General features: G+C 66.3%; 19 protein-coding genes and 1 tRNA gene. 9 read left to right on the top strand and 11 right to left on the bottom strand.

Going from position 1 to position 24865, the window contains the following annotated elements; all coding sequences use genetic code 11:
* Window positions 1–36: 36 nt before the first annotated feature.
* The 3 genes from ACVOKU_RS06390 (at window position 37) to ACVOKU_RS06380 (ending at window position 7906) form a co-directional block, all read left to right on the top strand.
* On the top strand, window positions 37–3390 hold the full coding sequence (locus ACVOKU_RS06390; protein WP_481559421.1) for a TIM-barrel domain-containing protein: 3354 nt from the start codon (window positions 37–39) through the stop codon (window positions 3388–3390).
* Window positions 3391–3509: 119 nt separating this feature from the next.
* Window positions 3510–6485 carry a TonB-dependent receptor domain-containing protein gene (locus ACVOKU_RS06385; RefSeq protein ID WP_164150529.1) on the top strand — a complete coding sequence of 992 codons (2976 nt, stop codon included), beginning with the start codon at window positions 3510–3512 and terminating at the stop codon, window positions 6483–6485.
* A gap of 65 nt (window positions 6486–6550) precedes the next feature.
* On the top strand, window positions 6551–7906 hold the full coding sequence (locus tag ACVOKU_RS06380; protein ID WP_111187265.1) for a Gfo/Idh/MocA family protein: 1356 nt from the start codon (window positions 6551–6553) through the stop codon (window positions 7904–7906).
* A gap of 187 nt (window positions 7907–8093) precedes the next feature.
* Here the strand turns inward: ACVOKU_RS06380 and ACVOKU_RS06375 are convergent.
* Window positions 8094–8170, bottom strand: a tRNA-Arg gene (locus tag ACVOKU_RS06375).
* 149 nt (window positions 8171–8319) lie between these two features.
* Between ACVOKU_RS06375 and ubiA the strand changes: the two genes are divergently transcribed.
* From ubiA to ACVOKU_RS06360, 3 genes are all read left to right on the top strand, one after another.
* Window positions 8320–9213 (top strand): 4-hydroxybenzoate octaprenyltransferase, encoded by an 894-nt coding sequence (ubiA, locus tag ACVOKU_RS06370; RefSeq protein WP_481559420.1) that lies wholly within the window; start codon window positions 8320–8322, stop codon window positions 9211–9213.
* 105 nt (window positions 9214–9318) lie between these two features.
* Entirely contained in the window at window positions 9319–10743 is a 1425-nt protein-coding gene (locus tag ACVOKU_RS06365) for a short-chain fatty acid transporter (RefSeq protein ID WP_481559419.1), read from the top strand.
* A 241-nt stretch (window positions 10744–10984) separates the two neighbouring features.
* Window positions 10985–11158 carry a hypothetical protein gene (locus ACVOKU_RS06360; protein WP_195840321.1) on the top strand — a complete coding sequence of 58 codons (174 nt, stop codon included), beginning with the start codon at window positions 10985–10987 and terminating at the stop codon, window positions 11156–11158.
* A gap of 52 nt (window positions 11159–11210) precedes the next feature.
* Here the strand turns inward: ACVOKU_RS06360 and ACVOKU_RS06355 are convergent, their stop codons facing one another.
* From ACVOKU_RS06355 to ACVOKU_RS06330, 6 genes are all read right to left on the bottom strand, one after another.
* Window positions 11211–11828, bottom strand: a complete 618-nt coding sequence (locus tag ACVOKU_RS06355; RefSeq protein WP_065181487.1) for a YiiX/YebB-like N1pC/P60 family cysteine hydrolase — start codon at window positions 11826–11828, stop codon at window positions 11211–11213.
* 59 nt (window positions 11829–11887) lie between these two features.
* Entirely contained in the window at window positions 11888–12571 is a 684-nt protein-coding gene (locus ACVOKU_RS06350) for a VOC family protein (RefSeq protein ID WP_481559418.1), read from the bottom strand.
* A gap of 90 nt (window positions 12572–12661) precedes the next feature.
* Window positions 12662–13750 carry an alpha/beta hydrolase family protein gene (locus tag ACVOKU_RS06345; RefSeq protein WP_481559417.1) on the bottom strand — a complete coding sequence of 363 codons (1089 nt, stop codon included), beginning with the start codon at window positions 13748–13750 and terminating at the stop codon, window positions 12662–12664.
* A 30-nt stretch (window positions 13751–13780) separates the two neighbouring features.
* The gene (locus ACVOKU_RS06340) at window positions 13781–14605 is read right to left on the bottom strand and encodes an AraC family transcriptional regulator (RefSeq protein ID WP_481559416.1); all 825 of its coding nucleotides are present in this window, start codon (window positions 14603–14605) and stop codon (window positions 13781–13783) included.
* Window positions 14606–14788: 183 nt separating this feature from the next.
* Complete coding sequence (locus ACVOKU_RS06335; protein ID WP_065181490.1) at window positions 14789–15385, bottom strand: S8 family serine peptidase; 597 nt, start codon at window positions 15383–15385, stop codon at window positions 14789–14791.
* Complete coding sequence (locus ACVOKU_RS06330) at window positions 15385–17160, bottom strand: S8 family serine peptidase (RefSeq protein ID WP_481559415.1); 1776 nt, start codon at window positions 17158–17160, stop codon at window positions 15385–15387. Before ACVOKU_RS06330 ends, ACVOKU_RS06335 begins: the two co-directional genes overlap by 1 nt.
* A 286-nt stretch (window positions 17161–17446) precedes the next feature.
* On the opposite strand from ACVOKU_RS06330, the gene ACVOKU_RS06325 reads away from it, so the two are divergent.
* A complete protein-coding gene (locus tag ACVOKU_RS06325) occupies window positions 17447–17887 on the top strand; it encodes a DUF2231 domain-containing protein (protein ID WP_053518153.1) in 441 nt (146 codons plus the stop codon).
* Window positions 17880–19190, top strand: a complete 1311-nt coding sequence (locus ACVOKU_RS06320; protein ID WP_053518151.1) for a PQQ-dependent sugar dehydrogenase — start codon at window positions 17880–17882, stop codon at window positions 19188–19190. The genes ACVOKU_RS06325 and ACVOKU_RS06320 overlap by 8 nt, the downstream gene beginning before the upstream one ends.
* A 131-nt stretch (window positions 19191–19321) precedes the next feature.
* Here the strand turns inward: ACVOKU_RS06320 and ACVOKU_RS06315 are convergent, their stop codons facing one another.
* Window positions 19322–19984, bottom strand: coding sequence for an exopolysaccharide biosynthesis protein (locus ACVOKU_RS06315; protein WP_481559414.1), 663 nt, complete (start codon window positions 19982–19984; stop codon window positions 19322–19324).
* Window positions 19985–20133: 149 nt separating this feature from the next.
* Here ACVOKU_RS06315 and yidA point away from each other — a divergent pair, with 149 nt between their 5' ends.
* Window positions 20134–20967, top strand: coding sequence for a sugar-phosphatase (gene yidA / locus ACVOKU_RS06310; protein WP_065174342.1), 834 nt, complete (start codon window positions 20134–20136; stop codon window positions 20965–20967).
* 213 nt (window positions 20968–21180) lie between these two features.
* Here the strand turns inward: yidA and ACVOKU_RS06305 are convergent, their stop codons facing one another.
* The 3 genes from ACVOKU_RS06305 to ACVOKU_RS06295 are packed head-to-tail and all read right to left on the bottom strand — an operon-like array spanning window position 21181 to window position 24862.
* The gene (locus ACVOKU_RS06305; RefSeq protein WP_481559413.1) at window positions 21181–23073 is read right to left on the bottom strand and encodes a phosphoethanolamine transferase; all 1893 of its coding nucleotides are present in this window, start codon (window positions 23071–23073) and stop codon (window positions 21181–21183) included.
* Between the two features lie 49 nt (window positions 23074–23122).
* Window positions 23123–23539, bottom strand: coding sequence for a diacylglycerol kinase (locus tag ACVOKU_RS06300; protein WP_481559412.1), 417 nt, complete (start codon window positions 23537–23539; stop codon window positions 23123–23125).
* A gap of 60 nt (window positions 23540–23599) precedes the next feature.
* Window positions 23600–24862, bottom strand: coding sequence for a sensor histidine kinase (locus tag ACVOKU_RS06295; RefSeq protein WP_481559411.1), 1263 nt, complete (start codon window positions 24860–24862; stop codon window positions 23600–23602).
* Window positions 24863–24865 lie beyond the last annotated feature (3 nt).

The following is a 24865-nucleotide window of genomic DNA, read 5'->3' as shown; positions in this document are numbered from 1 at the left end:
CTTTCGAAACGCCCGGTGAACGGGTTGGGAGTCCGCGTGGAAATCTGCGTTCGTCGCTCGCCGCTGATGCTGGCCCTGTTGCCGGTGCTGCTGCTGGCGTCCATGTCGGCCCACGCCGAACCCATCGGCAACCTGCGCTCGGTCACCGCCAGCAAGGCGGGCACGCCCGCCTGGGACCTGCAGACCGACACCGGCGCGCGCGTGCGCATCGAACTGCCGGCTGCCGACATTGTCCGTGTGCAGGCGGGGCGCAAGGGAGTACTGACCGGAGCCGGCGACAAGGCCGCGCCGATCGTGCTGCCCCAGCCCAGTGCCGACGTGCAGGCACAGCTGGAAGAAGATGCGCAGGAGATCCGTCTGCGCACCGGCGCACTCGTGCTGCACGTACAGCGCCAGCCGCTGCGCCTGCGGTTGGAGCGTCTGGACAATGGCCAGCCCACTGCGTTGTGGCAGGAGCTGCAGCCGCTGGACCTGGATGCTGCACAGAGCGTGCAGGTACTCTCGTCGCAGCCCGACGAAGGTTTCTTCGGCGGCGGCCAGCAGAACGGCCGTTACCAGTTCAAGGGACGCGAGCTTGAGGTGTCCTACTCCGGCGGCTGGGAAGAGGGTGATCGGCCGAGCCCGGCGCCGATGCTACTGAGCAGCCGCGGCTGGGGCATGCTGCGCAATACGTGGAGCGACGGCAGCTACGACCTGCGCCAGCCCGATCAGTCCACCCTGCTGCATCGCGAAGATCGCTTCGACGCCTACTACTTCGTCGGTGCAGATCTGCCGGCATTGATCGAGCGCTACACGCAGCTGACCGGCCGCCCCAACATGGTCGCGCGCTGGGCGCTGTCCTATGGCGATGCCGATTGCTACAACGACGGCGACAACGCGAAGAAGCCGGGCACCGTGCCCGAGGGCTGGAGCGATGGCCCGACCGGCACCACGCCTGACGTGGTCGACAGCGTGGCCAAGCAGTACCGGGCACACGACATGCCCGGTGGCTGGATCCTGCCCAACGACGGCTATGGCTGCGGCTACAAGCAGTTGCCCGAGACAGTGAAGGGTCTGGCCGGATACGGCTTCCGCACCGGCCTGTGGACGGAGAACGGTGTCGACAAGATCGCCTGGGAAGTCGGCAAGGCCGGCAGCCGTGTACAGAAGCTGGATGTGGCCTGGACCGGCAAGGGCTATCAGTTCGCGATGGACGCCAACCGCCAGGCGTTCAATGGCATCGTCGACAATTCCGATTCGCGTCCCTTCCTGTGGACGGTGATGGGCTGGGCCGGCATCCAGCGCTACGCAGTTGCCTGGACCGGTGACCAGAGCAGCAGCTGGGATTACATCCGCTGGCACGTGCCGACCCTGGTCGGCTCGGGATTGTCCGGCATGGCCTATGCCAGTGGCGATGTCGATGCGATCTTCGGCGGCAGCGCCGAGACCTACACCCGCGACCTGCAGTGGAAGGCCTTCACTCCGGTACTGATGGGCATGAGTGGCTGGTCGTCGAACGCGCGCAAGCACCCGTGGTGGTACGACGAACCCTACCGCAGCATCAACCGCGACTATCTGAAACTGAAGATGCGCCTGACGCCGTACATGTACGGGCTGGTGCACGACGCCGCGCAGACCGGCGCACCGCCGGTGCGTGGGTTGATGTGGGATTACCCGCGCGATCCGCACGCGCAGGACGAAACCTACAAGTATCAGTTCCTGCTGGGCCGTGATCTGCTGATCGCACCGGTCTACCGCAGCCAGGCGGCCAGCCGTGGCTGGCGGCGCGACATCCATCTGCCGGCCGGTGCATGGATCGACTACTGGGACGGCCGCCGCGTCCAGGCCGGCGCCGAGGGCCGCCAGCTCGACCGTCAGGTCGACCTGGCCACGCTGCCGGTGTTCGTGCGCGCCGGGGCCATCCTGCCGATGTATCCGTCGATGCTGTTCGATGGCGAGAAGCCGCTGGACGAGGTCACCTTCGATCTCTATCCGCAGGGCGAATCGCAGTACACCCTGTATGAAGACGACGGCAACACCCGCCGCTACCAGCAGGGCGAATCGAGCACGCAGCAGATCCGCGTGCAGGCGCCGGCACAGGGCAGTGGCCCGGTCCAGGTGCAGATCGCGGCCGTGCAGGGCACCTACCAGGGCCAGCTGGCGCAGCGTCGCTACGGCCTGCGCGTGTTGAGCCGGCAGGCACCGCGCGCAGTGCAGGCCGGTGCCCGTGTGCTGCCCGCGCTGGCCGACGTGGCAGCCTTCAACGGTGCCGACGAAGGCTGGTATTTCGACGCCCGTGAGCGTGGCGGTACCGTCCATGTGCGTACCGCCACGCAGGATATCCGCCAGCCGCTGCAGGTGCAGCTGGACTTCGCCGTGACCGCCGCCGCTGCGGACGATGCTTATCCGGCCGCGCCGGTGCTCGGCCGCGAGCTGCCGGCCGACAGCCTGCTGGTGGTCAACCGCCCGGCGGAAGAGCCTGGCCATCCGCTGGAGAACGCGTTCGACGATGACCCGGCCACCTGGTTCCGCAGCGTGCGCAACCAGGCCGTGCGCACCGGCGCCCACGAATGGGTGGTCGGCTTCGGTGAGCGCCGGATGATCGACGGCATCGAGCTGGCGCCACGCAACGACAAGAACTGGAAGCATGGCCAGGTCCGCGATTACGAGGTGTACCTGGGCGACAGCAATGGCGAATGGGGCGAGCCGATCGCCCGGGGCCGGCTGCAGTTGAAGGAAGGGATGCAGCGCATCGACTTCCCCGCACACGCCGGTCGCCTGCTGCGTTTCCGGGTGCTGAGCGTGCAGAACCCCGAAGGCGACGGCGCCAGCAGCACCGACCCGATGGTCACTGCGGCACAGGGCAGCGCCCGCGCGTTCGACGCGTTGCAGCCACGCGATGTCGGCCCGATCGCGCTGTCCACCTTCCACATCCTCGAGCACCAGGAACCGGAGCGACCGGCCCGGCAGCGCTATCTCTCCGAGCTGCCGGTGCCGGCCGCGCTGGCCAGCCAGATGCGCGCCGACCAGGCGTTCCGTGGCGAGGCCGGCATGCGCATGAACGGCCTGCAGTTCCGCCGCGGCCTGGGAGTGGGCGCGAACAGCCGTATCGACCTGCGCCTGCCGGGCGGCTGGCGCCTGCTGCGTGCGGATCTGGGCATCGATGATGCCTGCCGCAGCGCAGGCGGCCTGCAGTTCCAGGTCTGGGGCGACAACCGCCTGCTCTACGACAGCGGCCTGGTGAAGGCGCCCGGCGTGGTCAAGCCGGAGCTGGACATCCGTGGCCTTACCACCCTGAGCCTGCGCACGCTGGGTGCGCAGGGCAGTCAACCCGCCCAGGTCTGTGCCAACTGGGCCAACGCCGTGCTGATCGGCCAGGAGGGCGACTCCGCCAGCATCGTCGCCCCATGACCCCTTCGTAACACCGCTCCTCCCCCGCCCATACCGACTGCGGCCTGCTGGCCGTGGCCCGGGAGCGCTTTGCCCGCTGATCCCTATTCGCGCCGCACCCCTGCCAGGAGAGAACCCCGATGTTGCCCGCACGCTACCGCCGCCCCCCCTGTCGCACGATCGCTCCGCTGACGCTGGCCATTGCCGGCGCGCTGCTGTCGGTCGCCCTGCCTGCCGCTGCGCAGGACAGCAAGGACAACGCCACCGACCTGGCCCGCATTGAGGTCACCGGCTCCAACATCCGCCGCACCGATGTGGAAACCGCTTCGCCGGTCCAGGTCATCAGCAAGCAGGACATCCAGAACATGGGTGCGCGTACGCTGCTGCAGGTGCTCGACAACCTGCCGGCTGCCCGCCCGGCGCAGCAGGATTCGCGCTCGCTGTTCACCGGCTCCGACGGTGCCTCGCAGGCCAATCTGCGTGGGTTGGGCGCACAGGGCACGCTGGTGCTGCTGAACGGTCGTCGCCTGTCGTACTACGGCGCACCCGCCGGCTTCCAGACCCAGTTCGTCAACATCGATGCGATACCGGCTGCCGCCATCGAACGCATGGAAGTGCTCACCGACGGTGCTTCGGCGGTGTACGGCACCGACGCCGTGGCCGGTGTGATCAACGTGATCACCAAACGCAACTTCCAGGGCGCGGAAATCAACTTCACCAACGATACGTCATCGCGCATCGACTCCTACGGTGAGCGCCAGGCCAGCATCACCGCCGGCTTCGGCGACCTGGCCGAGAACCGCTTCAACATCTACGGTGCGGTCAACATGTACCGCCGTGATGCGATTCCGCTGCGTGATTTCTACGACAAGCGTCCCGAGCAGTACTACGTCAACAATCCCAATTACCTGACCAACCTGCGCCTGGGCGTGGGCAGCAAGCCGGGCGAGTTCAACCCGGGCAGTTACTTTGCATTCGATCCGGTCACCGGCCGCCGCGTGCAGGAGGCCGCACCCGGGTGCAAGAACGTACTGCAGGGCGAGGCCGCCGGTCCGCGTTGTGTCTGGGAAACCTGGATGAACAACGAGATCGACGCCGGCGCCAAGTCCGAGCGCAACACCGCCTACCTCAATGGCACCTTCCTGGTGGGCGACTCGACCGAAATCTTCGCCGAGGCGACCTACACCGACATCGATCTGCGTGCCAATGGCGGTACACCCCGCAGCTATGGCACCACCACCGGTAACCCGACCAGCTGGTTCTCCCGTGACACCGGCACTACGGTCAACCAGTTCCTGTATCCCTACCTGGGGCCGAACAACGAGTACAACCACGCCAGCCCTGAACTGAAAGCGATGATGGGCGGCGTAGTCGGCCTGCAGTACCTGCTGCAGGATGCCGGCGCCAACTACTTCGGCCAGCGCAACACCGACAAGAGCTACCGCGTGCTGACCGGTGCACGTGGCAACATGGGTGACTGGAACTGGGAAACTGCTTTCGCCACCGCCGGCACGCACTCCACCACCTACCAGACCATCAACGTCAACCTGAAGGGCTTCGAGAAGGCCTTCGGCCCCTACTCGGTGGATCCGGGTACCGGGCGGGTGATCATTTCCGACCATCCGGCATACACGTTCGGTGAGATCAGCGAAGCCAACGCAGCGCTGATCCGCGAGGCGTTCCCGACCTTCGACATCCAGTCCTGGACGCGCCTGCACACCCTGGACGGCAAGATCGAAGGCCCGCTGTTCCAGCTGCCGGCCGGTGAGATGCGCGCCGCGTTCGGCTTCAATGCCAGCCGCGAAACCTTCTACACGCCGGGCAATGCCGACGCCGCCGCCGGCCTGATCACCCAGCAGGGCGGCTCGTGGTTCGACGGCGCACGCAACACCTATGCGCTGTTCGCCGAAACGGTGGCGCCGATCACCGACAAGCTGGAACTGGATGCCGCGGTCCGCGTGGACAAATACCCGAACTTCAGCGCCAACGTCGCACCGAAGATCGGCTTCAAGTACCAGGCATTCGATCAACTGATGCTGCGCGGCACCTATTCGACCGGCTTCCGTGCGCCGAGCCTGGCCGAGTCCGGCAGCGGTGGCGTGTTCGCCCAGCTCGGTGGCTACCGCGATGAGGTGCGCTGCGCCGAGACCAACGCGATCGCCGACCTGTTGCGGCAGTCGCAGCGCGCCGGTGACGTGGACCTGGGCAAGAGCCTGGCCAATGTCGATTGCAGCCGCACCGTGGCCCGCATGACCCAGCCCAACCAGGACCTGAAGCCGGAGAAGGCCAAGATCGCCACCTTGGGCTTCGTCTACGAGCCGGCCAGCTGGCTGTCGGTGTCGGCCGACTACTGGTTCATCTACCGCAACAACGAGATCGTCGCCCCGGATTTCAGCCGTGACACCGACATCATCTCCTCCACCCGTTCGCCGATCACTGATGCCGATCGTGCAAACCTGGCCCAGCTGGCGGCGATGTGCGCCGACCCGGCCAGCGGTGTGAGCTGCCCCTCGGTCCTGCCCGGCTACAGCGTGGGCAATGTGGCCAGCGTGGTCGGCCAGTACAAGAACCGCGGCAAGACCCTGGTCGACGGCTTCGACGTGGACGCACGCAGCCGCTTCTCGCTGGGCGAGTGGGGTGGGCTGAACGTGGGCCTGGCCGCCACCATCGCCAATCGCAACCGCTACTACATGGATGAGGAAAGCGGCTGGTACTACGGCGACGTGGTGGGCTACTACAACAACCCGCGCCTGCGCGCCACGCTCAACGCCGACTGGACCTACAAGCAGGTGACCACCAGCATGTTCGTCAACTACGTGGGCGGTACCAAGTGGGCCCGTGACCGCGTGGATGAGGTGGATAACAACAAGGAGACCTGCACCGCCGGCTACCTGGCGCTGCAGGCCAGCAAGTGCGACGGCGCGCCGTCCTGGTGGACCGCCAACCTGAGCGTCACCTGGCGCCCGGATGATGCCTGGAACCTGAGCTTCACCGTCAAGAACCTGTTCGATCGGCTGCCGTTCTACGATCCGAACAGCTTCCTGGGTGACTCCAGTGACTACGCGACGATCTTCGGCCGTGGTTACAGTGTGACCATCGGTTATCGGTTCAAGTAAGCAGGTTCGAGTGATCCAGCGCGCCGGTTGCGGCCGGCGCGCTTCCAAGAGGAGAGATGTTTGCCATGAAACGCAGGGAGTTCATCGCGGCCAGTGCCGCCGTCGCCGCCAGCAGCCTGTTGCCACAGACCCCGGCCTGGGCGCGCGGGCGCACGCTCCGCCTGGCCATGATCGGTACCGGCATGCGCGGCCAGGTACTGTTGAAGGAGCTGGTGCGCCGCGACGATGTCGAGGTCATTGCACTGTGCGACATCGAGCCGATCATGCTGGGTCGTGCCGTGGACATGGTGACCAAGGCGGGCAAGCCTGCGCCGAAAACCTATGGCCAGGATCGCGACAGCAACGCCTGGAAGCGCCTTTTGGAACAGAAGGGCATCGATGGCGTGATCATCGCTACGCCGTGGGAATACCACGCGCCGATGGCGATCGCCGCCATGCAGGCGGGCGTGGCCGTAGGCTGCGAGGTGGTGGCCGGCATCACCCTGCAGGACCACTGGGATGTGCTGAAGACCCAGCTCACGACCGGCACGCCGTACATGCTGCTGGAGAACGTCTGCTACCGCCGCGATGTGATGGCCGCCCTGCAGATGGTGCGACAGGGCCTGTTCGGCGAGCTGGTGCATCTGCAGGCCGGCTACCAGCACGACCTGCGCGGGGTGAAGTTCAACTCCGGTGATCCCAGCCAGCCTTACGACAGCGGCGTGGAGTTCGGTCCCAAGGGCTGGAGCGAGGCACGTTGGCGCACCGAGCATTCGGTGGAGCGCAACGGCGAGCTCTACCCCAGCCACAGCATCGGCCCGTGCGCGATGTACACCGGCATCAACCGCGGCAACCGCTTTACCCATATCAACGCTTTCGCGACCAAGGCACGCGGCCTGCACGAGTACACCGTGGCCAAGAGCGGTGGCACCACCCACCCCAGCACCCAAGTGAAGTTCAAGCTGGGTGACATCGTGACCACCACGCTCGCCTGCGAGAACGGTGAAACCATCCTGCTGCAGCACGACACCTCGCTGCCTCGACCGTACTCGATGGGCTTCCGCGTGCAGGGCACCAAGGGTCTGTGGATGGACGTCAACCACTCGATCCACATTGAAGGCCGCAGCCCGCCGCACCAGTGGGAAGAGTTCAAGACCTACCAGGATCAGTACGAGCACCCGCTGTGGAAGCAGCATGCCGACACCGCGGCCAGCGCCGGTCACGGCGGCATGGACTGGTTCGTCATCCATGCGTTCGTCGAGGCACTGAAGGCCAAAGCGCCGATGCCGATCGACATCTACGATGCAGTGACCTGGAGCGCGATCACCCCGCTGTCCGAGCAGTCCATCGCCAATGGCTTCCAGACGCTGGAGTTCCCTGACTTCACCGCTGGCGCGTGGAAGCAGCGCAAGCCGATCTTCGCCTTCGACGGCACGTACTGATCTGTACACCCACGGTAGCGCCGGGCCATGCCCGGCGTTGCTGGGTGGACCGGTGTGCTCGCCCCTTTGGCGCTGGGCCTGCGCTCGGCGGCTGCCGGTTCCCAGGGCTCAGCGTGGAAGATCAGCGGCCTGCTGATTCTGGGGCCGTGCTGGTGGGCCAACAACCGGTGGCCTGAGCAGGGAAAGATGGCGCGCCCGGAGGGATTCGAACCCCCGACCAATGGCTTCGGAAGCCACTACTCTATCCGGCTGAGCTACGGGCGCGTTGTAGAACCGCCACGCCATCGGGCTGACCATGGCGGGCATCGCAGCGCCATGAGGCGGTGCGGGAGGGGCATTCTATCCAGTTTTGCCGCACAAATCTCCCCCCGGCTGGCAAAGTCGTTCCAGCAGCGCCGGAGTATCCTATCGCCATGGCCGATACCCCCCTCACTTCGCCGCATTCGCAGGCGACGCCGCGCTGGCGGCATTACTGGAGTCTGATGCGCGCGGATCGTCCGATCGGCACGTTGCTGCTGCTGTGGCCCACCTGGTGGGCACTGTGGCTGGCGGCAGGCGGCATGCCGCCGCTGTGGACCCTGTTCGTCTTCACCGCGGGTGTCTGGCTGACCCGCTCGGCGGGGTGCGTCATCAATGACTACGCCGATCGCTGGCTCGACCCGCATGTGGAGCGCACCAAGGCCCGTCCGCTGGCGACGGGGGCGATCAGTGGCCGTGCCGCGCTGGTGCTGTTCGCGGTACTGATGCTGGTGGCATTCGGACTGGTGCTGACCCTGAACGGGCTGACCATCGGCATGAGCTTCATCGGCGTGTTCCTGGCCGCCAGCTATCCCTACCTGAAGCGTTATACGCACCTGCCGCAGGTCTATCTGGGCATGTCGTTCGGCTGGGGTATTCCCATGGCATTCGCCGCGGTGCAGGGCGAAGTGCCGCTGCTGGGCTGGCTGCTGTACGCCGGCAACATCCTCTGGTCGACCGCGTATGACACCTGGTACGCCATGGTCGACCGCGAGGACGACCTGAAGATGGGCTCGCGCTCCACGGCGATCCTGTTCGGGGACCTGGATCTGGTGATCCAAGGGGTGCTCTACGCCCTGTTCCTGGCGACCATGGCGCTGGTCGGTGTGCGCGCCGGCCTGGGGAGCTGGTACCTGGCCGGCCTGGCGGTGGCTGCGGCGCTGGTGGTGTACGAATTCTGGATCTGCCGCAACCGCGAGCGGGGGCCATGCTTCAAGGCGTTCCTGCACAACAACTGGGTCGGCGCGGCGCTGTTTGCCGGTATCGCGCTGGATCTGGCGCTGCGCTGACAGGCGCAGCCGGGAAGGGGCCCGTACCGTCCTACGACCAATAGGCGACTGACAGTCCCCACCGCGAGGCCGAGAATCGAGCCATCGAACCTGGGAGGGTAGGTGATGGCCTCGACGGCAGCAGTACAGGATGGTTGGATGGCGCGCGCAGCGCTGCGCTCGGCCTCCTGGGCGGAAAAGTGGTTCCCTGATGCCTACGTGTTCGCGGTGCTGGGCGTGGTCATCGTCGCCCTGGCAGCCATCGGCTTCGGTTCCACGCCGCAGACCACGGCCAGTGCCTTTGGCGATGGCTTCTGGAGCCTGATTCCGTTCACCATGCAGATGGCCTTCGTGGTGATCGGCGGTTATGCCGTGGCCACCGCGCCTGTGGTGGCGCGCTTCATCGAGCTGCTGGCGCGGGTGCCGCGCACGGGGCGCGGTGCGGTGGTCTATGTAGGCCTGGTCAGCATGCTGGCCTCGCTGCTCAGCTGGGGCTTCTCGCTGGTGTTCGGTGGTCTGCTGGTGCGTGCATTGGCGCGCCGGACCGATCTGCGCATGGACTACCGGGCTGCGGGTGCCTCCGCCTACCTCGGCCTGGGCGCGGTCTGGGCGATGGGCCTGAGTTCTTCGGCTGCGCAGCTGCAGGCGAACCCGGCCAGCATGCCGCCGGGGCTGGTGGAGATCACCGGCGTACTGCCCTTCACTGAAACCATCTTCCTGTGGCAGTCGATCGTGCTGACCGCGGCGTTGATCCTGGTGTCACTGCTGATTGCCTGGTTGACCGCACCGGCGGCTGGCAGTGCGCGCACCGCTGAATCGTTTCCCGGTGCGGCGCAGGCCGAGCCTGAGCCGCTGCAGCGCCGCACGCGCCCCGGCGAATGGCTCGAATACAGCCCGCTGCTGACCGTGCTGCTCTCGTTGCTGGCCTTCGGCTGGCTGTTCAACGAGTTCGCCAAGAAGCCGGTGGTGACCGCAATCGCCAACCTCAATACCTACAACTTCCTGTTCATCTCGCTCGGCCTGCTGCTGCACTGGCGTCCACGCAGCTTCCTCAACGCGGTGGCCAAGGCGGTGCCCAGCACGACCGGTGTGCTGATCCAGTTCCCGCTGTATGGCGGCATCGCGATGATCCTCACCCACGCCGCCGGCGCCGATGGGCAGACGCTGGCGCACCGGCTGTCCAGTCTGTTCGTGCACATCGCCAGCACCGATACGTTCGCTCTGGTGATGGGCGTGTACTCGGCGGTCCTGGGCTTCTTCGTTCCCTCCGGGGGCGGCAAGTGGATCATCGAAGCACCGTACGTGATGCAGGCAGCGAACGAACTGAAGGCGCACCTGGGCTGGGCCGTGCAGGTGTACAACGCCGCCGAAGCACTGCCGAACCTGATCAATCCGTTCTGGATGCTGCCGCTGCTGGGCGTGCTGGGCATGAAAGCTCGCGACATCGTTGGCTTCACCTTCATCCAGCTGCTGGTGCACATCCCGCTGGTGCTGGGCCTGCTGTGGTTGCTGGGCATGACGCTGGATTACGTGCCGCCTGTGATGCCATGAGGTGCTGCGCCCGCTGCGCGGCCGGGCCGGGCGGGCGCCGCTGAATGGGCCACAGCCTCTGCGGGCATGAGCACATGCCGAACGCGCATGAATCCTTCAGCCGCTTGCGGCACAAGGGGCCACGCCGGTTCATTCACGCGCATGCACATTTCTGTAGCTGCGTCACAACGCATGGTTAACCCACCGCTGCAGACGATGGCCGCAACCACCGCATTCCGCGAGTGGCACTGGAGACACCGCAATGGGCCAGCACAATCAGAACCAGCAGAACCAGCAGAACCAGCAGAACCAGAAGCAGCAGGATCAGCAGGATCAGCAGGGGCGCGGTCGCGATCAGCAGCAACAGCAGCAGCAGGAACAGCAGCAGCGCGGCCAGCGCAACCAGCAGCAGGGCGGGCAGGACGAGGAGGAGTGACCCTCGCGTCCCTGTCCAGCATCGCCTGAAGCCCCGCCTTGCGCGGGGCTTCTCATTCCAGCGTGCCGATCCGCTCCAGCACGGGCGCCGCCGACATGTCGTTGGGATTGGTACCCGGTACGCCCTGCGGTACGTCCATGCCCATGCTGCGGTAGAGGTCGATCCAATGCCGGGCGATCTTCCCGGTCTGCGGATTGCGGAAGTTCATCGGCTGCAGCGCGAATACATGGTGGGCACGGAAGGCACGTTCGATGAAGTCCGAGCAGTAGTAGCTGTCATCGTTCGGCACGTAGGAGGCGTTGTAGGGCCTTCCAAGCAGGGTACGCGCGGTGGCGACGGCGTCGCCGATGGCAGCGTTGTGCGGTGCGCGCAGGCGGTAGACCACGATCTGCCGCAGCCGGGCGCGCGCCTCCTGCTGGAACGTAGCCAACGTCTGCCGGCGCGAGCCCTTCTCGTCCGCATGCAGCACTTCCCAGCCCTGGGTCGTGGCGGCCACCAGACCAACATGATCGAAACCGGGATGAGCCTGCGTACCGGTCGCATCATCGATGGCAGCGCTCAGGCCACTTTGCCCTGCGGTGACGAACAGCAGGTCGCCCTCCTGGAGATCCACGGCCGTCGCCGCGGCAGCGGGCAACAACAGGGCGAACAACAGCAGGATGCGGCGCATGGAGGGTCCGGCAACGGGAGGGAGCGCCATTGTAGGTTCCTGCACGGCACACGGCCCGTTCAGCCCCGCCGATGCGGTACGGCGCGTACCTCCCAGCCCAATTCCGCATCCCGCAGCTCGCCCGCGGGTACATCTCCCATCAGCACCTGCAATCCCCGTGCGTTGGGCAGGTCCTTCTGTTCGGGGAACCAGCGCCGGTCGGCGGCAACGACGATCAGCAGGCCCTCGTCATCGCCCATCGGTGCGAACTGGGCCGAGGGCGCGCTGATCGGTTGCAGGCCGAAGCGCCCGGCGGCCTGCAGGCGCACCGAATCGACATCGTGGCTGGGCAGGCCGACTTCGCTCAGGCAGGTGATCTCACTGCCATGGAAGGCGCCCTCCTGCGGACTGCAGGGAAGCCGGCGCCGGCCGATCAGCTCCAGGATCAGTCCATCCGGGCCGGTGAAGTACACCGACTGCGATTGCCAGCTGCTTTCCAGCGCGAAGTAGTCCAGTCCTGCCGGGTTGCGCTGCAGCGGCGTACGCTCGCGCAGCCAGGTCATGGCGGCCGCGAAGCGGTTGTCCGGCACGTTGAAGGCCAGGTGCACGCCGCCGACCGCGACGTCCTCGGCCAGCCGCAGCTCGATCGTGCTCCAGCCGATGTGGATGCGGTTGCCGCTGACCGGCAGCTGCAACACATCGTGGAAATAGGTCGCCACCCCGGTGACGTCGGATACCGGCAGGGTGAGATGCAACAGACGCATGGTCTCTCCGCCTCGAAGCGTGCGCTGGCAGTGTAGCGGCACCGGCCTTCGCGCGCCGTCGTCATCCCTGCAACACGGCGTCGCGAAGCGCTACGGGCGCGGCTTCAGGGCGGCCTCGAAGAACCGCTGCGCCTCCGCCACGGTGCGTGCATGCGTCTGCGCTCTTGGCGTCTGGCTGCTGCACAGGGCGGGCAGTCGCTGCTGGCCCAGCGGCGTGCATTCGGACAGGAAGTCGTAGTGGCCGACACCGGGCAGGACATCCAGTCTCGCCTTTGTGATGGACGCCTTGGCGACCTCCGCGTTGGTGGCTGCAGGAGCGACCGTGTCCGCCGCGCCCTGGATGATCGACACCGGTTGCCGCAGCGCCTGCAGTTGCTGGGGCGGGAACGCCTGCATGATCGCCGGTGCCATCAGGAACACGGCGCGCACACCCGGGACCGGGCGGGCATCATCGGCGTGGGCCATCCACGGCGCCAGATCCGCTGCCGCCGCCGCGGCCTTGCGAGCCTCCAGGGTGTGCGACGGCGCCTCGCTCTGGGGCCGGCACACACCGTCATCCGGATGGGCTTCGCAGAAATCACGCAACCGCCGCAGATCCGGCCGCGCCCCCGCCGCCAGCAGGGCCGTGTAGCCTCCGGCCGAGAAGCCCATTACACCGATCCGCTCCGCATCCACGTGCGGCCCCAGCTGGGGATCGGCCTGCACGGCGGCCAGTGCGGCGCGCAGATCATCCGCACGCAGCCAGCTCAGCATGCTGCCCTGCAGGGTCAATTCATCCACGCCGTTGTTGCCGGGATGGTCGACGGCGATCACCAGATAACCAGCGCGCGCCAATGCGGTGCCCAGCCAGCCCATCATGCGGGCGCTGCCGCCGTTGCCATGGGAGAGCAGCAAGGTCGGCAGGCGGCCACCGGCAATGGCGGCCTCCGGCGCCGCCTGGCCCACCACGAACAACGGTGCATCGGGCGGACCGATACGCAGAGGCACTTCGCTGCTGCCCGCCATAGCCGGATACCAGACGGTGTAGCGAAGCGTATCGCGCTGCTGCGCGTCGCGTACCGCAGCGCTGGACACGGTGGTCACCGCCTGGTGTTCGCCGGCCAACCCACTCCCGGGGACGCCGGCGAGCGACGCGGGGGCAATCAGGACCAGGCCCAGCAGCAGGTGCATCAAGCGCATCGCACAACTCCTTTCAGCGTGTTGCATTCATCAGGGGTGGGGGTCCACGGGCAGCCAGATCTCCACACCGCCATTGCCGGTGTGCTCGTCGAAGCGGGCGTCGTAGCGTTCCAGGTCCGGCGCCGTGGCAAGGCTCAATCCGGAGGTGGGCAGATAGTGATCCAGCAACCAGAACCACGTGGCGCGGATGGACGAGATGTGGCCGTCATGCCAGGCCACCAGATAGCGGCGCGCGGGAATCTGCAGGCGCTGCCAATGTGCTGGAATCGAGGTCAGCGCGGCGCTGGGCAATGCGGCCAGGTAGGTGAATCCGCCGTCGTCATCGCTGTCGTGGCATACACCAAAACTGACCGGTGCGGGTTTGGGCCACTCCCGGTTGAGCTGGGCCCATTGGCCAGGGATGGCGCCACTGCTGTGGCGGGTGTGGCGCATGCCGATTCCGGCCACCTGGAACGAGGGCGTGTCGAGCAGGCGTGGTGCCACGCTGCAGGCGGTGGGAACGTCGTCCACGCGCGCCGCCTGCACCAGGACCAGATCCGCAGTGCCGGACTCGCGCACCCGTTCAGGGGTCTGCCCGAACTGCTCGCAGAAGGCACGGGTGAACGCGGCATGCGTGGAATAACCGGCGTCCATCGCCACCGGCAGGATTTCGTCGGCGCCGTCGGCCAGCCGCTGCGCTGCCATGCTCAGGCGGCGGCCGCGCAGGTAGCGCATCACCGACGTGCCGGTGCGCGCGTGGAACAGGCGCGACAGATGGAAGGGCGACAGGCCAGCAGCTGCCGCGATATCGGCCAACGCCAGCGGACGGCCCGCATGGGTTTCGATGTACCACAACGCCTTGCCTGCCGCGCTCATCCCGCCATCCCCGCTCCACTGTCCGGAACAGTAGCGGATCGGCTGCCGCTGCGCTTAGCAGTTCTTGCGCAGTGGATGCCTGACATGGGGGGGGGAGAACCGGGCCGCCGGTCGACTCAGGCAAAGCCCCCGGCCGGCCGGGAGAGCCGGCCCGCCGGGGATACCACACAACGCTTTACCGCCTTACTTGGTTTCTTCCCACTGCACGACGTCGGGCTCGGCGGCGCGGATGCCGGCGGTCGACAGCAGTCGTGTGGTCGCGTCCAGTGCGGCGTTCACCGATGGGTACTCGACGATCGCACGGCCGGAGGCCTTGGACACCTTCACCACGGTGCCGCCGGTGGCCGTTGCCGCGCGCTGTGCGGAGGCCGCATCGGTGAAGAAGACCTTTACCCGGGAGGTGGCCACCACCGGCGCGCCGTCGCTGGAAACGGCGGCGGCGAACTTGCCGGCACCAGCATCCAGACGTGCAGCGGCGCCGGTGCTGCTGGCCTCGGTGGAGCGCTTGCTGCGGGTACCGGTGGCGGGCGCCGGTGCGTCGGTCGAGGGCGTGATGCGGAACTCACCGCCCTTGGCCTGCTGCACGGTGGCCGACGGCGCCAGCTGGAAGCGGGTCGCGCCCACGTTGAACGCGCGGCCCGTGGCCCTGGCCTTCAGTTCCTGTGCGTCCACGGCAGACAGGCTCCGGGCTGTGGGGGCCTGGGTCGAGCTCTGCGCCCAGGCGGTAGAGGAGATCGCCGCGACGGCGAGGGTGGTCAACAGAATGGTCGTCTTCATCATCAGTGCCCCAGAACGCGGATCTTGAAGAATTCGAGGCTGCCGCGCGACGCTGCGTTCGCAGACTGCCCCATGTCGGTCACTTCCAGGGTCCAGGTGCCGTTGCCGGTCTCATCCAGGAAGGCGTTGCTGGACAGCAGGTCCCAATTGGTGAAGTTGCGCTGGATCGCCACGGAACCCGACAGGCCGGAGCCGATCGAGGTGAACGCCGGTTGCACCACGCTGCGCGTCCCGCTGGGCGAAACCAGCACGAACTGCAGCTGGCGGGTGTTGCTGTGATTTACCCGGAAGCCCAGCTGCACCGATTCGACGTTGCGTGCGACATTGGCCAGCTGCACCGTCAGCCGCGCCGCCGCAGCGGAGGTGTTGCCGATGGCGACCCGGCGCGTGGTGTTGCGCCACCCGCTGTCCACCAGCGGGCCCAGTGACTGGAAGTTCTCTGCGACCTGCACCGCGCGCGCTGCGTTGACCACGCCGAAGCCGTACCAGTTGCTGTAGGCCCGGTTCGCAGCGTTGACGGTCCAGCCCGGCACCAGCGTGCGTCCATCGGCGAGTGTCACGGCAGGCTGGTTCGGGTGGTTGCGGGTGGCCGTGGTGGCCAGGATGTACTTCACGTCGCGGTAGGTCAGGTTCGGGTTGGTTTCCAGCACCAGCGCCGCCACGCCCGACACCATCGGCGCCGAGGCCGAGGTGCCGTTCATCTTGGCGGTGTAATTGCAGGTGTTGTCGACAGCGGACTGATTGCCGTCCAGCGTGTTGCGCAGGCTCGTGTTCTTGTTGCTGCCCTGCGCGCAGCCGGTGACATCGGTGGTGACGATGGCCGGATCGTAGCGGACGGCAGGCTGGCCCGGGACGACCTGCCGCTGCCAGCCGTACTCGCCACCGAATGCGGACACCCACAGCGCGGCACCGGTGGACGAATAGGACGAGCGCACGCCGTCGGCGCGCACCGCGCCCACGGTGATCACATTGAACAGATTGTTGCGGGGGTCGCGGCCGGCAGGCACGCAGCCGGTGCCGCGGTTCTTGGTGTCGGTGGTGCAGACATCCTGCGTCTGGCTGATCGATGCGTTGTTGAAGTTGTTGCCGGCGGACTTCACGTAGATGCCGCCGCTGCCGCCGCGCGTGCCGGACAGCGCCTGCTCGTACGCGCGGATGTCGTTCTCGCTGAACGCGAACGGCAGGTTCGGGTTGCCCGGGCCTGCGCCCCAGCTGTTGTTGAACACCTGCACGTCGGCGGCCTCGGCGCCGTCCCACCACGAGTACTCGATGTTGGCCGTCTGGCTGCCGCTTGCATCGGAGGCCAGTACGTTGAAGCCCTTCAGCGTGGCCGCCGGGGCCACGCCGCGCACGCCCACGCCGTTGGCGCCCACCGCGCCGGCAATGCCGCCGACCATGGTGCCGTGATTGTCCACATCCGGAGCGGAGGGCGAGGGGTTGTTGGAGTTGTTGGCAAAGTTCTTGCCCGCCACGGCTGCCACGTTGGCGGCCAGGTCCGGGTGGGCGATCTGCAGGCCGTCGTCGACGATGCCGATGATCACCCCTTCGCCGCGGATGCCATTGCGGAACAGCCCATCCACGTTCAGATCATTGCCGGCAACCGGGCGGGTGTCGCCCTGTACGGCCTGTCCGGTGTTGAGCAGATGCCACTGGATCCCGGCCAACGGATCGGTCTGCTGGGCCTGGGCGGTCATGGCCAGGTTGCCCAGTACCAGGGCAGTGGCCAGGGCCAGCCGCGCGGAGCGCGGTGGCGCGGAGTGGTGCGTGTGTCGCTTCATACACGAATCCTTCTGTTGTGAATCGGCATGGCAGGACGGCGGGACGGAATTGCCCCATCGCAACGAGCCAAACGCGACACAACCGAGAACCCCCTACCTCTTCACGGCAGCAATCTGCAGATGTGCTGATTGCGTCACAAACACTCATGCCCTGCGGTAATGACGACTGCGCATTCCTGTTGTAAGGCCGAGCCTGGCCTCGTCGCAGAACCGAAGGCTCATCGCGCGCCTTCACCACCGACTGTGCTACCAAGGCCCCTGCACTTCCCCGCAATGGAGCAGGACGATGGTCAATCCGCTGGCCCAGGCCCATCGTGGCCTTGGCACGACGCTGTTCAGCCTGTTGAACCCGATCCCGTTCGGCTTCTTCGTCGGCGCCCTCATCTTCGATGCCATCTACCTCAACTCTGCCGAGGTGATGTGGGGCAAATCCGCGGCCTGGCTGATCACGTTCGGCCTGCTCATCGCCATCGTGCCGCGACTGATCAACCTGTTCGCCGTCTGGCGCCGGGGCAACACTGCCACGCGCATCGACCGCCTCGATTTCCTGCTCAATCTGGTGGCGGTCGCCCTGGCCATCTGGAACGCCTTCGTGCACAGCCGTGATGCGTATGCGGTGGCCGTTCCCGGCACGATCCTGTCGGCGCTGACCGTTGCACTGATCGGTCTTGGCCATGTCCTGTTGTCACTGCAGCCGCCGGTGCTGCAAGGAGGCCGTCATGGTTGATCGCATCGTGCCTGCTGCAGGCGGGCTGGTCCTGGCCGCAATCCTGTCGGCGTGTGCCGGCAAAGCCGAATATCACCCCAGCGAACAATCCGGTGCGCATCCGCCGCTGCCGGCGCCGGAGAACTACCTGATGCCGCCCATGCAGGTACCGCGCGGGGTGGGCTGGGCCGATGGGCAGGCGCCGTCGGTGGCCGACGGACTGAAGATCGAGCGCATCGCTGCCAATCTGCAGCACCCGCGCCGCCTGCTGACCCTGCCCAATGGCGATGTGCTGGTGGTGGAAGGCAACGGTCCGGGCACCGAGCCGGTCACCACCCCCAAGCAATGGATTGCCGGCAAGGTGAAGGCGCGCTCGGGCAAGGCCGGCAAGGGAGGCAACCGGGTCACGCTGCTGCGGCGCGCGCCCGGTACTGCCACATGGACCCAGCACGTCTACATCGAGGGCCTGCATTCGCCATTCGGCATCGCCCTGATCGGCGACACGCTGTACGTCGCCAACACCGACAACATCATGAAGTACCACTACGTGCCCGGCGAAACGCGCATGTCCGACAAGGGCAGCGAATTCACCGACCTCCCCAGCACCGTCAACCACCACTGGACCAAGGATCTGCTGGCCAGCCGCGATGGCAGCAAGCTGTACGTGGGCGTGGGCTCCAACAGCAACATCACCGAAAACGGCCTGGCCATCGAGTACCGGCGCGCGGTGGTGCTGGAGGTGGACGTGGCGACCAGCGGCAGCCGCATCTATGCCTCCGGCCTGCGCAACCCCACCGGCCTGGACTGGGAACCCAGCACCGGCAGGCTGTGGGCAGTGGTGAACGAGCGTGACGAGATCGGTGCCGACCTGGTGCCGGACTATCTCACATCGGTACAGGAACATGGTTTCTACGGCTGGCCGTACAGCTACTACGGCCAGCATGTGGACGAGCGTGTGCAGCCGCAGCGGCCGGATCTGGTTGCCAAAGCGATCCGCCCGGACTACGCCATCGGTTCGCACGTGGCACCGTTGGGGCTGCTGTTCTATACCGGCCAGGCACTGCCGGCGAAGTACCACGGCGGCGCTTTCATCGGCGAGCATGGCAGTTGGGACCGCTCGCCGCTGAGCGGCTATGAAGTGGTGTATGTGCCGTTCAAGGATGGCAGGCCGACGGGACGTCCGCAGACCGTGGTCAGTGGCTTTGCCTCGGAGGACGAGAAGACATTGAGGGGCGCACCGGTGGGCATGGCCATCGACAGCGAGGGCGCCCTGCTGGTGGCCGACGACGTCGGCGATGTGGTGTGGCGTGTGTCGGCCAGGTAGCTCTGCAGAGTCGAGCCATGCTCGACTGCTTTGGATCTGGCTTTCTGTAGAGCCGAGCCCATGCTCGGCTTGCGCGCGCAGCGCGGGGTTACCGCGTAAAGGCCGAAGAGCAGCCGGGCGTGGGCTCGGCTCTACAGTTCCGAGGTACCGCTGCGGAACCCGCTGAACACCGATTCGGCGGCAAACCCGACGCCGCCCAGCAACACGCCGAAGTACGCGACCGTAGCGACCAGGAAGGCATAGCCGGCCGCCACCGCCGCGCCATCACGCTGGATGAAGCCGATGGCGAAGGACATCAAGGCAAGTGCCGGCAGCGTGTTGCTGAAGGGAATCGGCCCGGCCGGCGCCATCAGCAGCAGCGTGGCCAGGATCAGGGCCAGGTTGTTCAGGCGCATCATCTTCTTCGAGCGCACCATCACCGCCAGCCGCATCGGCCGCGACAGGCGCTCCATGCGGTGCACCCACTTCAGTGCGCGGCCAAGGTTGGCCTTCAGCTTGTCGGTGGCGATCTCGCGACGGGCCAGCTTCTGGGGCACCCACAGCGGGCGGTTGCGCACCCGGCTCAGGCCGATCAGCAGGATCGAGGCACCGAATACGGTACTCAGCCCGGGAATCGACACCGGAATGATGAAGATGGCCGAGAGCAGGATCACGATCAGCAGCAGGCCTTCATCGCCCAGCGCGCCGAGCAAGGTGCCGACGCTGACCTGGTCACCGGGCAGCTCGTCGATCATCTGCTCGATCTGCTGGGCCAAGGGGGCGCTGTCGTTGGTTTCGGGGGCAAGGTAGGTCATGCGTCGCAAGCTTCTCCAGGGAAGGGCGGTCAACGGGCCGTCCTGCGGTGTGGGACGCACAGGCTGTGGCAGTATCCCGGCCAACGTGGGCAAAGAGGTGAACCGGGCATGAGGGGGTAAACTGGCGTGCCCCGCATGAGTTGAACGCAATGGACATGGGCCGCAGGCAATCGACCGTCGAACTGGTCGCCATCGACATGGATGGCACCCTGCTGGATCCCACCCACGCGCTCACCGCACGCGCCAAGCAGGCTATCGCGCAGGCGCGCGCGCTGGGCGTGCACATCGTGCTGACCAGCGGCCGCCCGGTCCCCGGCCTGGCGCCGTTCCTGCACGAACTGGGCATCGATGGCAACGACGACTACTGCATCGCCTGCAACGGCGGCCTGGTGCAACGCATCGGCACGCGTGAAACGGTGGTCGAGTACCCGCTCAGCTTCGACGATTTCCTGTTCTGCGAGCAGGTGGCCCGCGAACTGGGCGTGCATTTCCAGGCGCTGGACAGCCAGCGGATGTACACGCCCAACCAGGACATCAGCTACTACACGGTGGCCGACTCGCACCTTTCGCGCATGCCGCTGTCCTACCGCCGGGTGGCCGACATGGATCCCACCATGTCCTTCATCAAGCTGATGATGATTGATGAGCCGGAGGTACTGGATGCGGCCATCGCGCGGCTGCCCAGCGAGCTGACCGAGCGTTTCGCCGTGCTGAAGAGCGCACCGTTCTTCCTGGAGGTGTTCGATCATCGTGCAGGCAAGGGCCCCAGCCTGCAGAAACTGGCGGAGCACCTGGGGATCGACCGTGCCAACGTCATGGCCATCGGCGACCAGGAGAACGACCTGACCATGCTGCAGTACGCCGGCACCAGCGTGGCGATGGGCAACGCGATCGATGCGGTGAAGGCCGTGGCGCGCTTCGAGACCACCACCAATGCCGACGAGGGCGTGGCGCGCGCGATCGAGCGCTTCGTGCTGCGGTAGGGTCCGCGGCGGTAGGCCGTCTCCTGCGTCGACGCAAGGTTCACACAATGTTGCCGCGTCATGCTTCCTGGCATGGCCCAGTCCGATTCCGCCCAACCACCGATCCGTCCGGGCGTCCGAGCATGCCCGGGTCCCGCGCCCTGCGCTGTGCCCAGGGTCGATCTCGACGCCGAATATCAGTTCTGGCAGGTCTATGAGCGTCTTGTCCGCCCCCTACCCGGCGGGGGCCTGCGGCGGGCCTGGCTGGTTCTGCAGGCGGTCTACCGCACCCGACTGCGATTTCCTGCCGATACCCAGGAAGTCGCGCTCGCGCGGGTCATGTTCGGCAGCAATACCACTGCCGAGCGTTCGGCCGAACTGCAGGACCTCTACGGTCTCGTCAGTCGCCGCCTGGCAGCCGTCGCCGCCCGGGGCAGAAGTGCCTCGCGCAGCGGGGCTGGTGACCGCGCGAGGACCAGCCCCCGCTGATGGCGCGCGGCATCCGGCGACGACATCCAGCCCGGCGTGATACTCGGCGGTGCTGACCTGGAACAGGCCCAGCAGTGAGTGGAACAGGTTGTCATGGCTGAACACCCGCCCAGCCGCATCGCGGCGCAGGCACGCAGGATCCAGTCCTGCATGGGAGGCAAACTGCGCGGAGAACCACATGATCATCGGCACCTGGGTCTGCTCCCGTGGCGCGATGAGGTAGGGCGTTCCATGCAGGTACAGGCCGTGCTCGCCGAGTGACTCACCGTGGTCGGAAACGTAGATCAGGGCCACGTCGCGGTCGTTCGAGTAGGACTGCAGCAGGTCGATCGCACTGCCGAGCATGCGATCGGTATAGACAAGCGTGTTGTCGTACGTGTTGACCAGCGCTTCATTGCTGCACTTCTGGATCTGGTTGCTTTCGCAGGTCGGACTGAAGACACGGGCGTCTGCAGGGTATCGCTGGAAGTAGGTGGGGCCATGGCTGCCCAGCGGGTGCAGAACGACGAGGCCGTCGCCCTGCATGGCTTCGATGCGCGATGACAGCCCGTGAAGGAGGATTTCGTCAAGGCACGTGCCATCTTCGTTGGCACACAGGCTGTCGACCTTCATCTGTCCCATGTAATCCGTCGGCACCCGCGCGCATACGCCCTTGCAGCCGCCGTTGTTGTTGTCACGCCAGACCACGTCGACACCGGTCTTCTTCAGGATGTCGAGGACGTTCTCCTGCGACGCGGCCCTCTCCGCATCGAACCGTGTGCGCGGCATGGATGAGAACATGCACGGCAGGGAGATCGCGGTGGCGGTCCCACAGGACGATACGCTCTGGAAGCTGATGACGTTGTCCTTGCGCGACAGCATCGGGTTGGTGGGTCTGTCGTAGCCGTTGAGCTGGAAATTCCGGGATCGGGCGGTCTCCCCTACGACGAGGATCACCAGCCGGGGTCGGGGGCCCTGTGCTCGCACGGCGTCGTCGGCCAATGTGCGCAGCGGCTGGAGACGGGCGCGGTGGCTGCTGCCGAGATGGCCATAGGTGTGCCGCACGATGTTCAGTGGCAGCACCTGTTCCCTCAGATAGCGGTTGTTCCGCAGCAGCGATGAATAGTCCTTGTAGAAGCCCAACGCAATGGTGACGAGCACCATCAACGTGGCAAGAACGTTTGCCAGCCACACCAGGGAGGATCGCAGCGGACGGCCGTGATTGCCCGTCCGCATGAGCAGCAGAATGCATGAGGGCAGCACGCCCAGCAGGAGGACGGACAGCACCAGCGGCAGCGAGAAGTAAGAAGCCATCTCGGCCTGATTGGTCTCCATCACGTTCTGCACCATGCTTCTGTCGATCAGCACGCCGTAATGCAGCATGAAGTAGCTGGCGGCGCTGCTGACGATCAGCAGCAGCGCCAGAAGTGGCTTGCGCAGCAAGGGCAGCATCCCGACGGGTGTCAGCAGGAGGTTGAACAGGCAGAACAGCAGCAATGGCAACGAGCCGAAGAACAGTGCGCTGCGAAGGCCATGGATCTCCACGATGGACCACAGGCTCTTCCAGAGGGCCATGTTGCCCGCCGTTGCGAAGAACGCGGCCGAGAGCCAGACAAGCGTTACCGGATGTGGCCGATGCCACGTGAAGCAATCGCGCACGTGCAGATCCTGCGGAGCCAGAGAGGCGCGCAGTATCTGGACGGGTTCATCAGGAAGTTGTCAGCTGCGGATGCGGACCCAGCAGGATCACCGCCCACACCAGCGCGACCATCAGCAGCACCACGCTCTGCGCAGCGCTGCCCATGTCCTTGGCGTTCTTCGACAGGGGGTGGTACTCGAGCGAGATGCGATCGACCACCGCCTCGATGGCCGAGTTGAGCAGCTCAACCACGAGGCTCAGCAGGCTGACGGCCAGCATCACGGCACGCTCCACCGGGCTGATGTCCAGCACACAGGTCATCGCCATGAGCAGGCCGTGCAGGACAAGCAGTTGGCGGAATGCTGCCTCCCCGCGGAATGTGGCGATGAAACCGTCGCGTGAGTGAATCAGTGTGTGCGGGATGCGTCGGAATCCGGTTCTGCCGTGTCGGTACTTGCCGTCGCCCTGCGGTGCGTGCTGCTGCATTGTTGACCTGCCTCTCCATGAAAAGGTGGTCAGAATGTGGCGGGCAATGTCAGCAAAGTGTCAGGCACGCGCTTGCGGCGAGGACAGGTGAAGCAGGAATCGGCACCCCTGGGCGGATGTCTCCACCTTCATCTGCCACCCAAGGTGCTCTACCACGCGCTGCACGATGGACAGACCCAACCCTTCGCCATCCTGGCGTGCGCTGGGAAGGAACCTGCTGAACTGGGCAGGGTCGATGGTCGGGGGCAGGCCCGGACCGGTGTCGGCGATGGCCAGCTCGCCCTCCCGCAGGGCGATGCGGACCTCGCCCTTGTCGGTGTACTGGCAGGCGTTGCGCAGCAGATTCCACACGACGCAATGCGCCAGCTCCGCATGGGTGACCACAGTGACCTCCTCTGGGGCATCCAGCCGCAGTGTCACGGGCTTCCCTGCGAGCCAGGGTGCGCAGCGTGCCATGCACTCCTGGACAATGGCACGCAACGGGACGTCGGTCAGAGAAAGGCTCGCAGGGGATCTGGAGAGCAGCAGCAGGCAGGTCAGCTGGCGTTGCATCTCCTGTGTGGTCCGCAGGATGCGGTCGGCGCTGGGCAGCAGATGGCTGTCGGACGGCAACTGGTGAAGCAGTGTCTCGGCCGCGCCAGCGATGATGGCCAAGGGCGTACGCAGCTCGTGGCTGGCGTCTCCGGCAAAGCACCGCTCGCGGTGCAGGAACCGCTCCAGCTCATCGCTATGCTGGGCAAAGGCACGCGCAAGAACGCCGATTTCGTCGCGCGCGTCCTGGTACGGGAACGGCTTGGATGTGCGCTGTACCGCCTCGGAGAGTCGGGTGATCGGAGCGATGACGTGGGCGGACGTCAGTCGCCCGATCCAGTAGGCGCACAGTACGCAGGTCAGGATGACCAGTGCGGCGAAGGCATTGATCAGGTGTTCAAGGTAGGCATAGTGCTCGCCGTCCTGGAGCAGGTAGTAGCGCTTGCCCTCGACGTCGAACACCCGCAGGTGCCACTCGTTGGGTGCGGGCTCGCCGTGGTAACCGGGACCATACTGGCGCAGCACGGTCGGCACGTTCTCCTCGTCATAGAGCTGACTGTCATGCGTGACCACGCGTGGTGATCCAAGGCGGATCGCATCCTCCAGCCTGCGCACCTCGCCATCCTGCGCCCGTGAGACCGCCGAGGCGCGTACCTCGTCATAGTCGACGAGCTCGACCACGGCGATGAAGCACATGGCTCCGGCCATCAGCAGCACGAAGGACACCGTGATGCGCGTCCGCAGCGACATCCGTTGATAGATCGACGTCCACGCCGTCGGTCCTGTCGGCATGAC

Source organism: Stenotrophomonas sp. STEN147, from assembly GCF_056757995.1.
The sequence above is the reverse complement of the archived record's forward strand: the minus strand, read 5'-3'. Positions and strand labels throughout refer to the sequence as shown.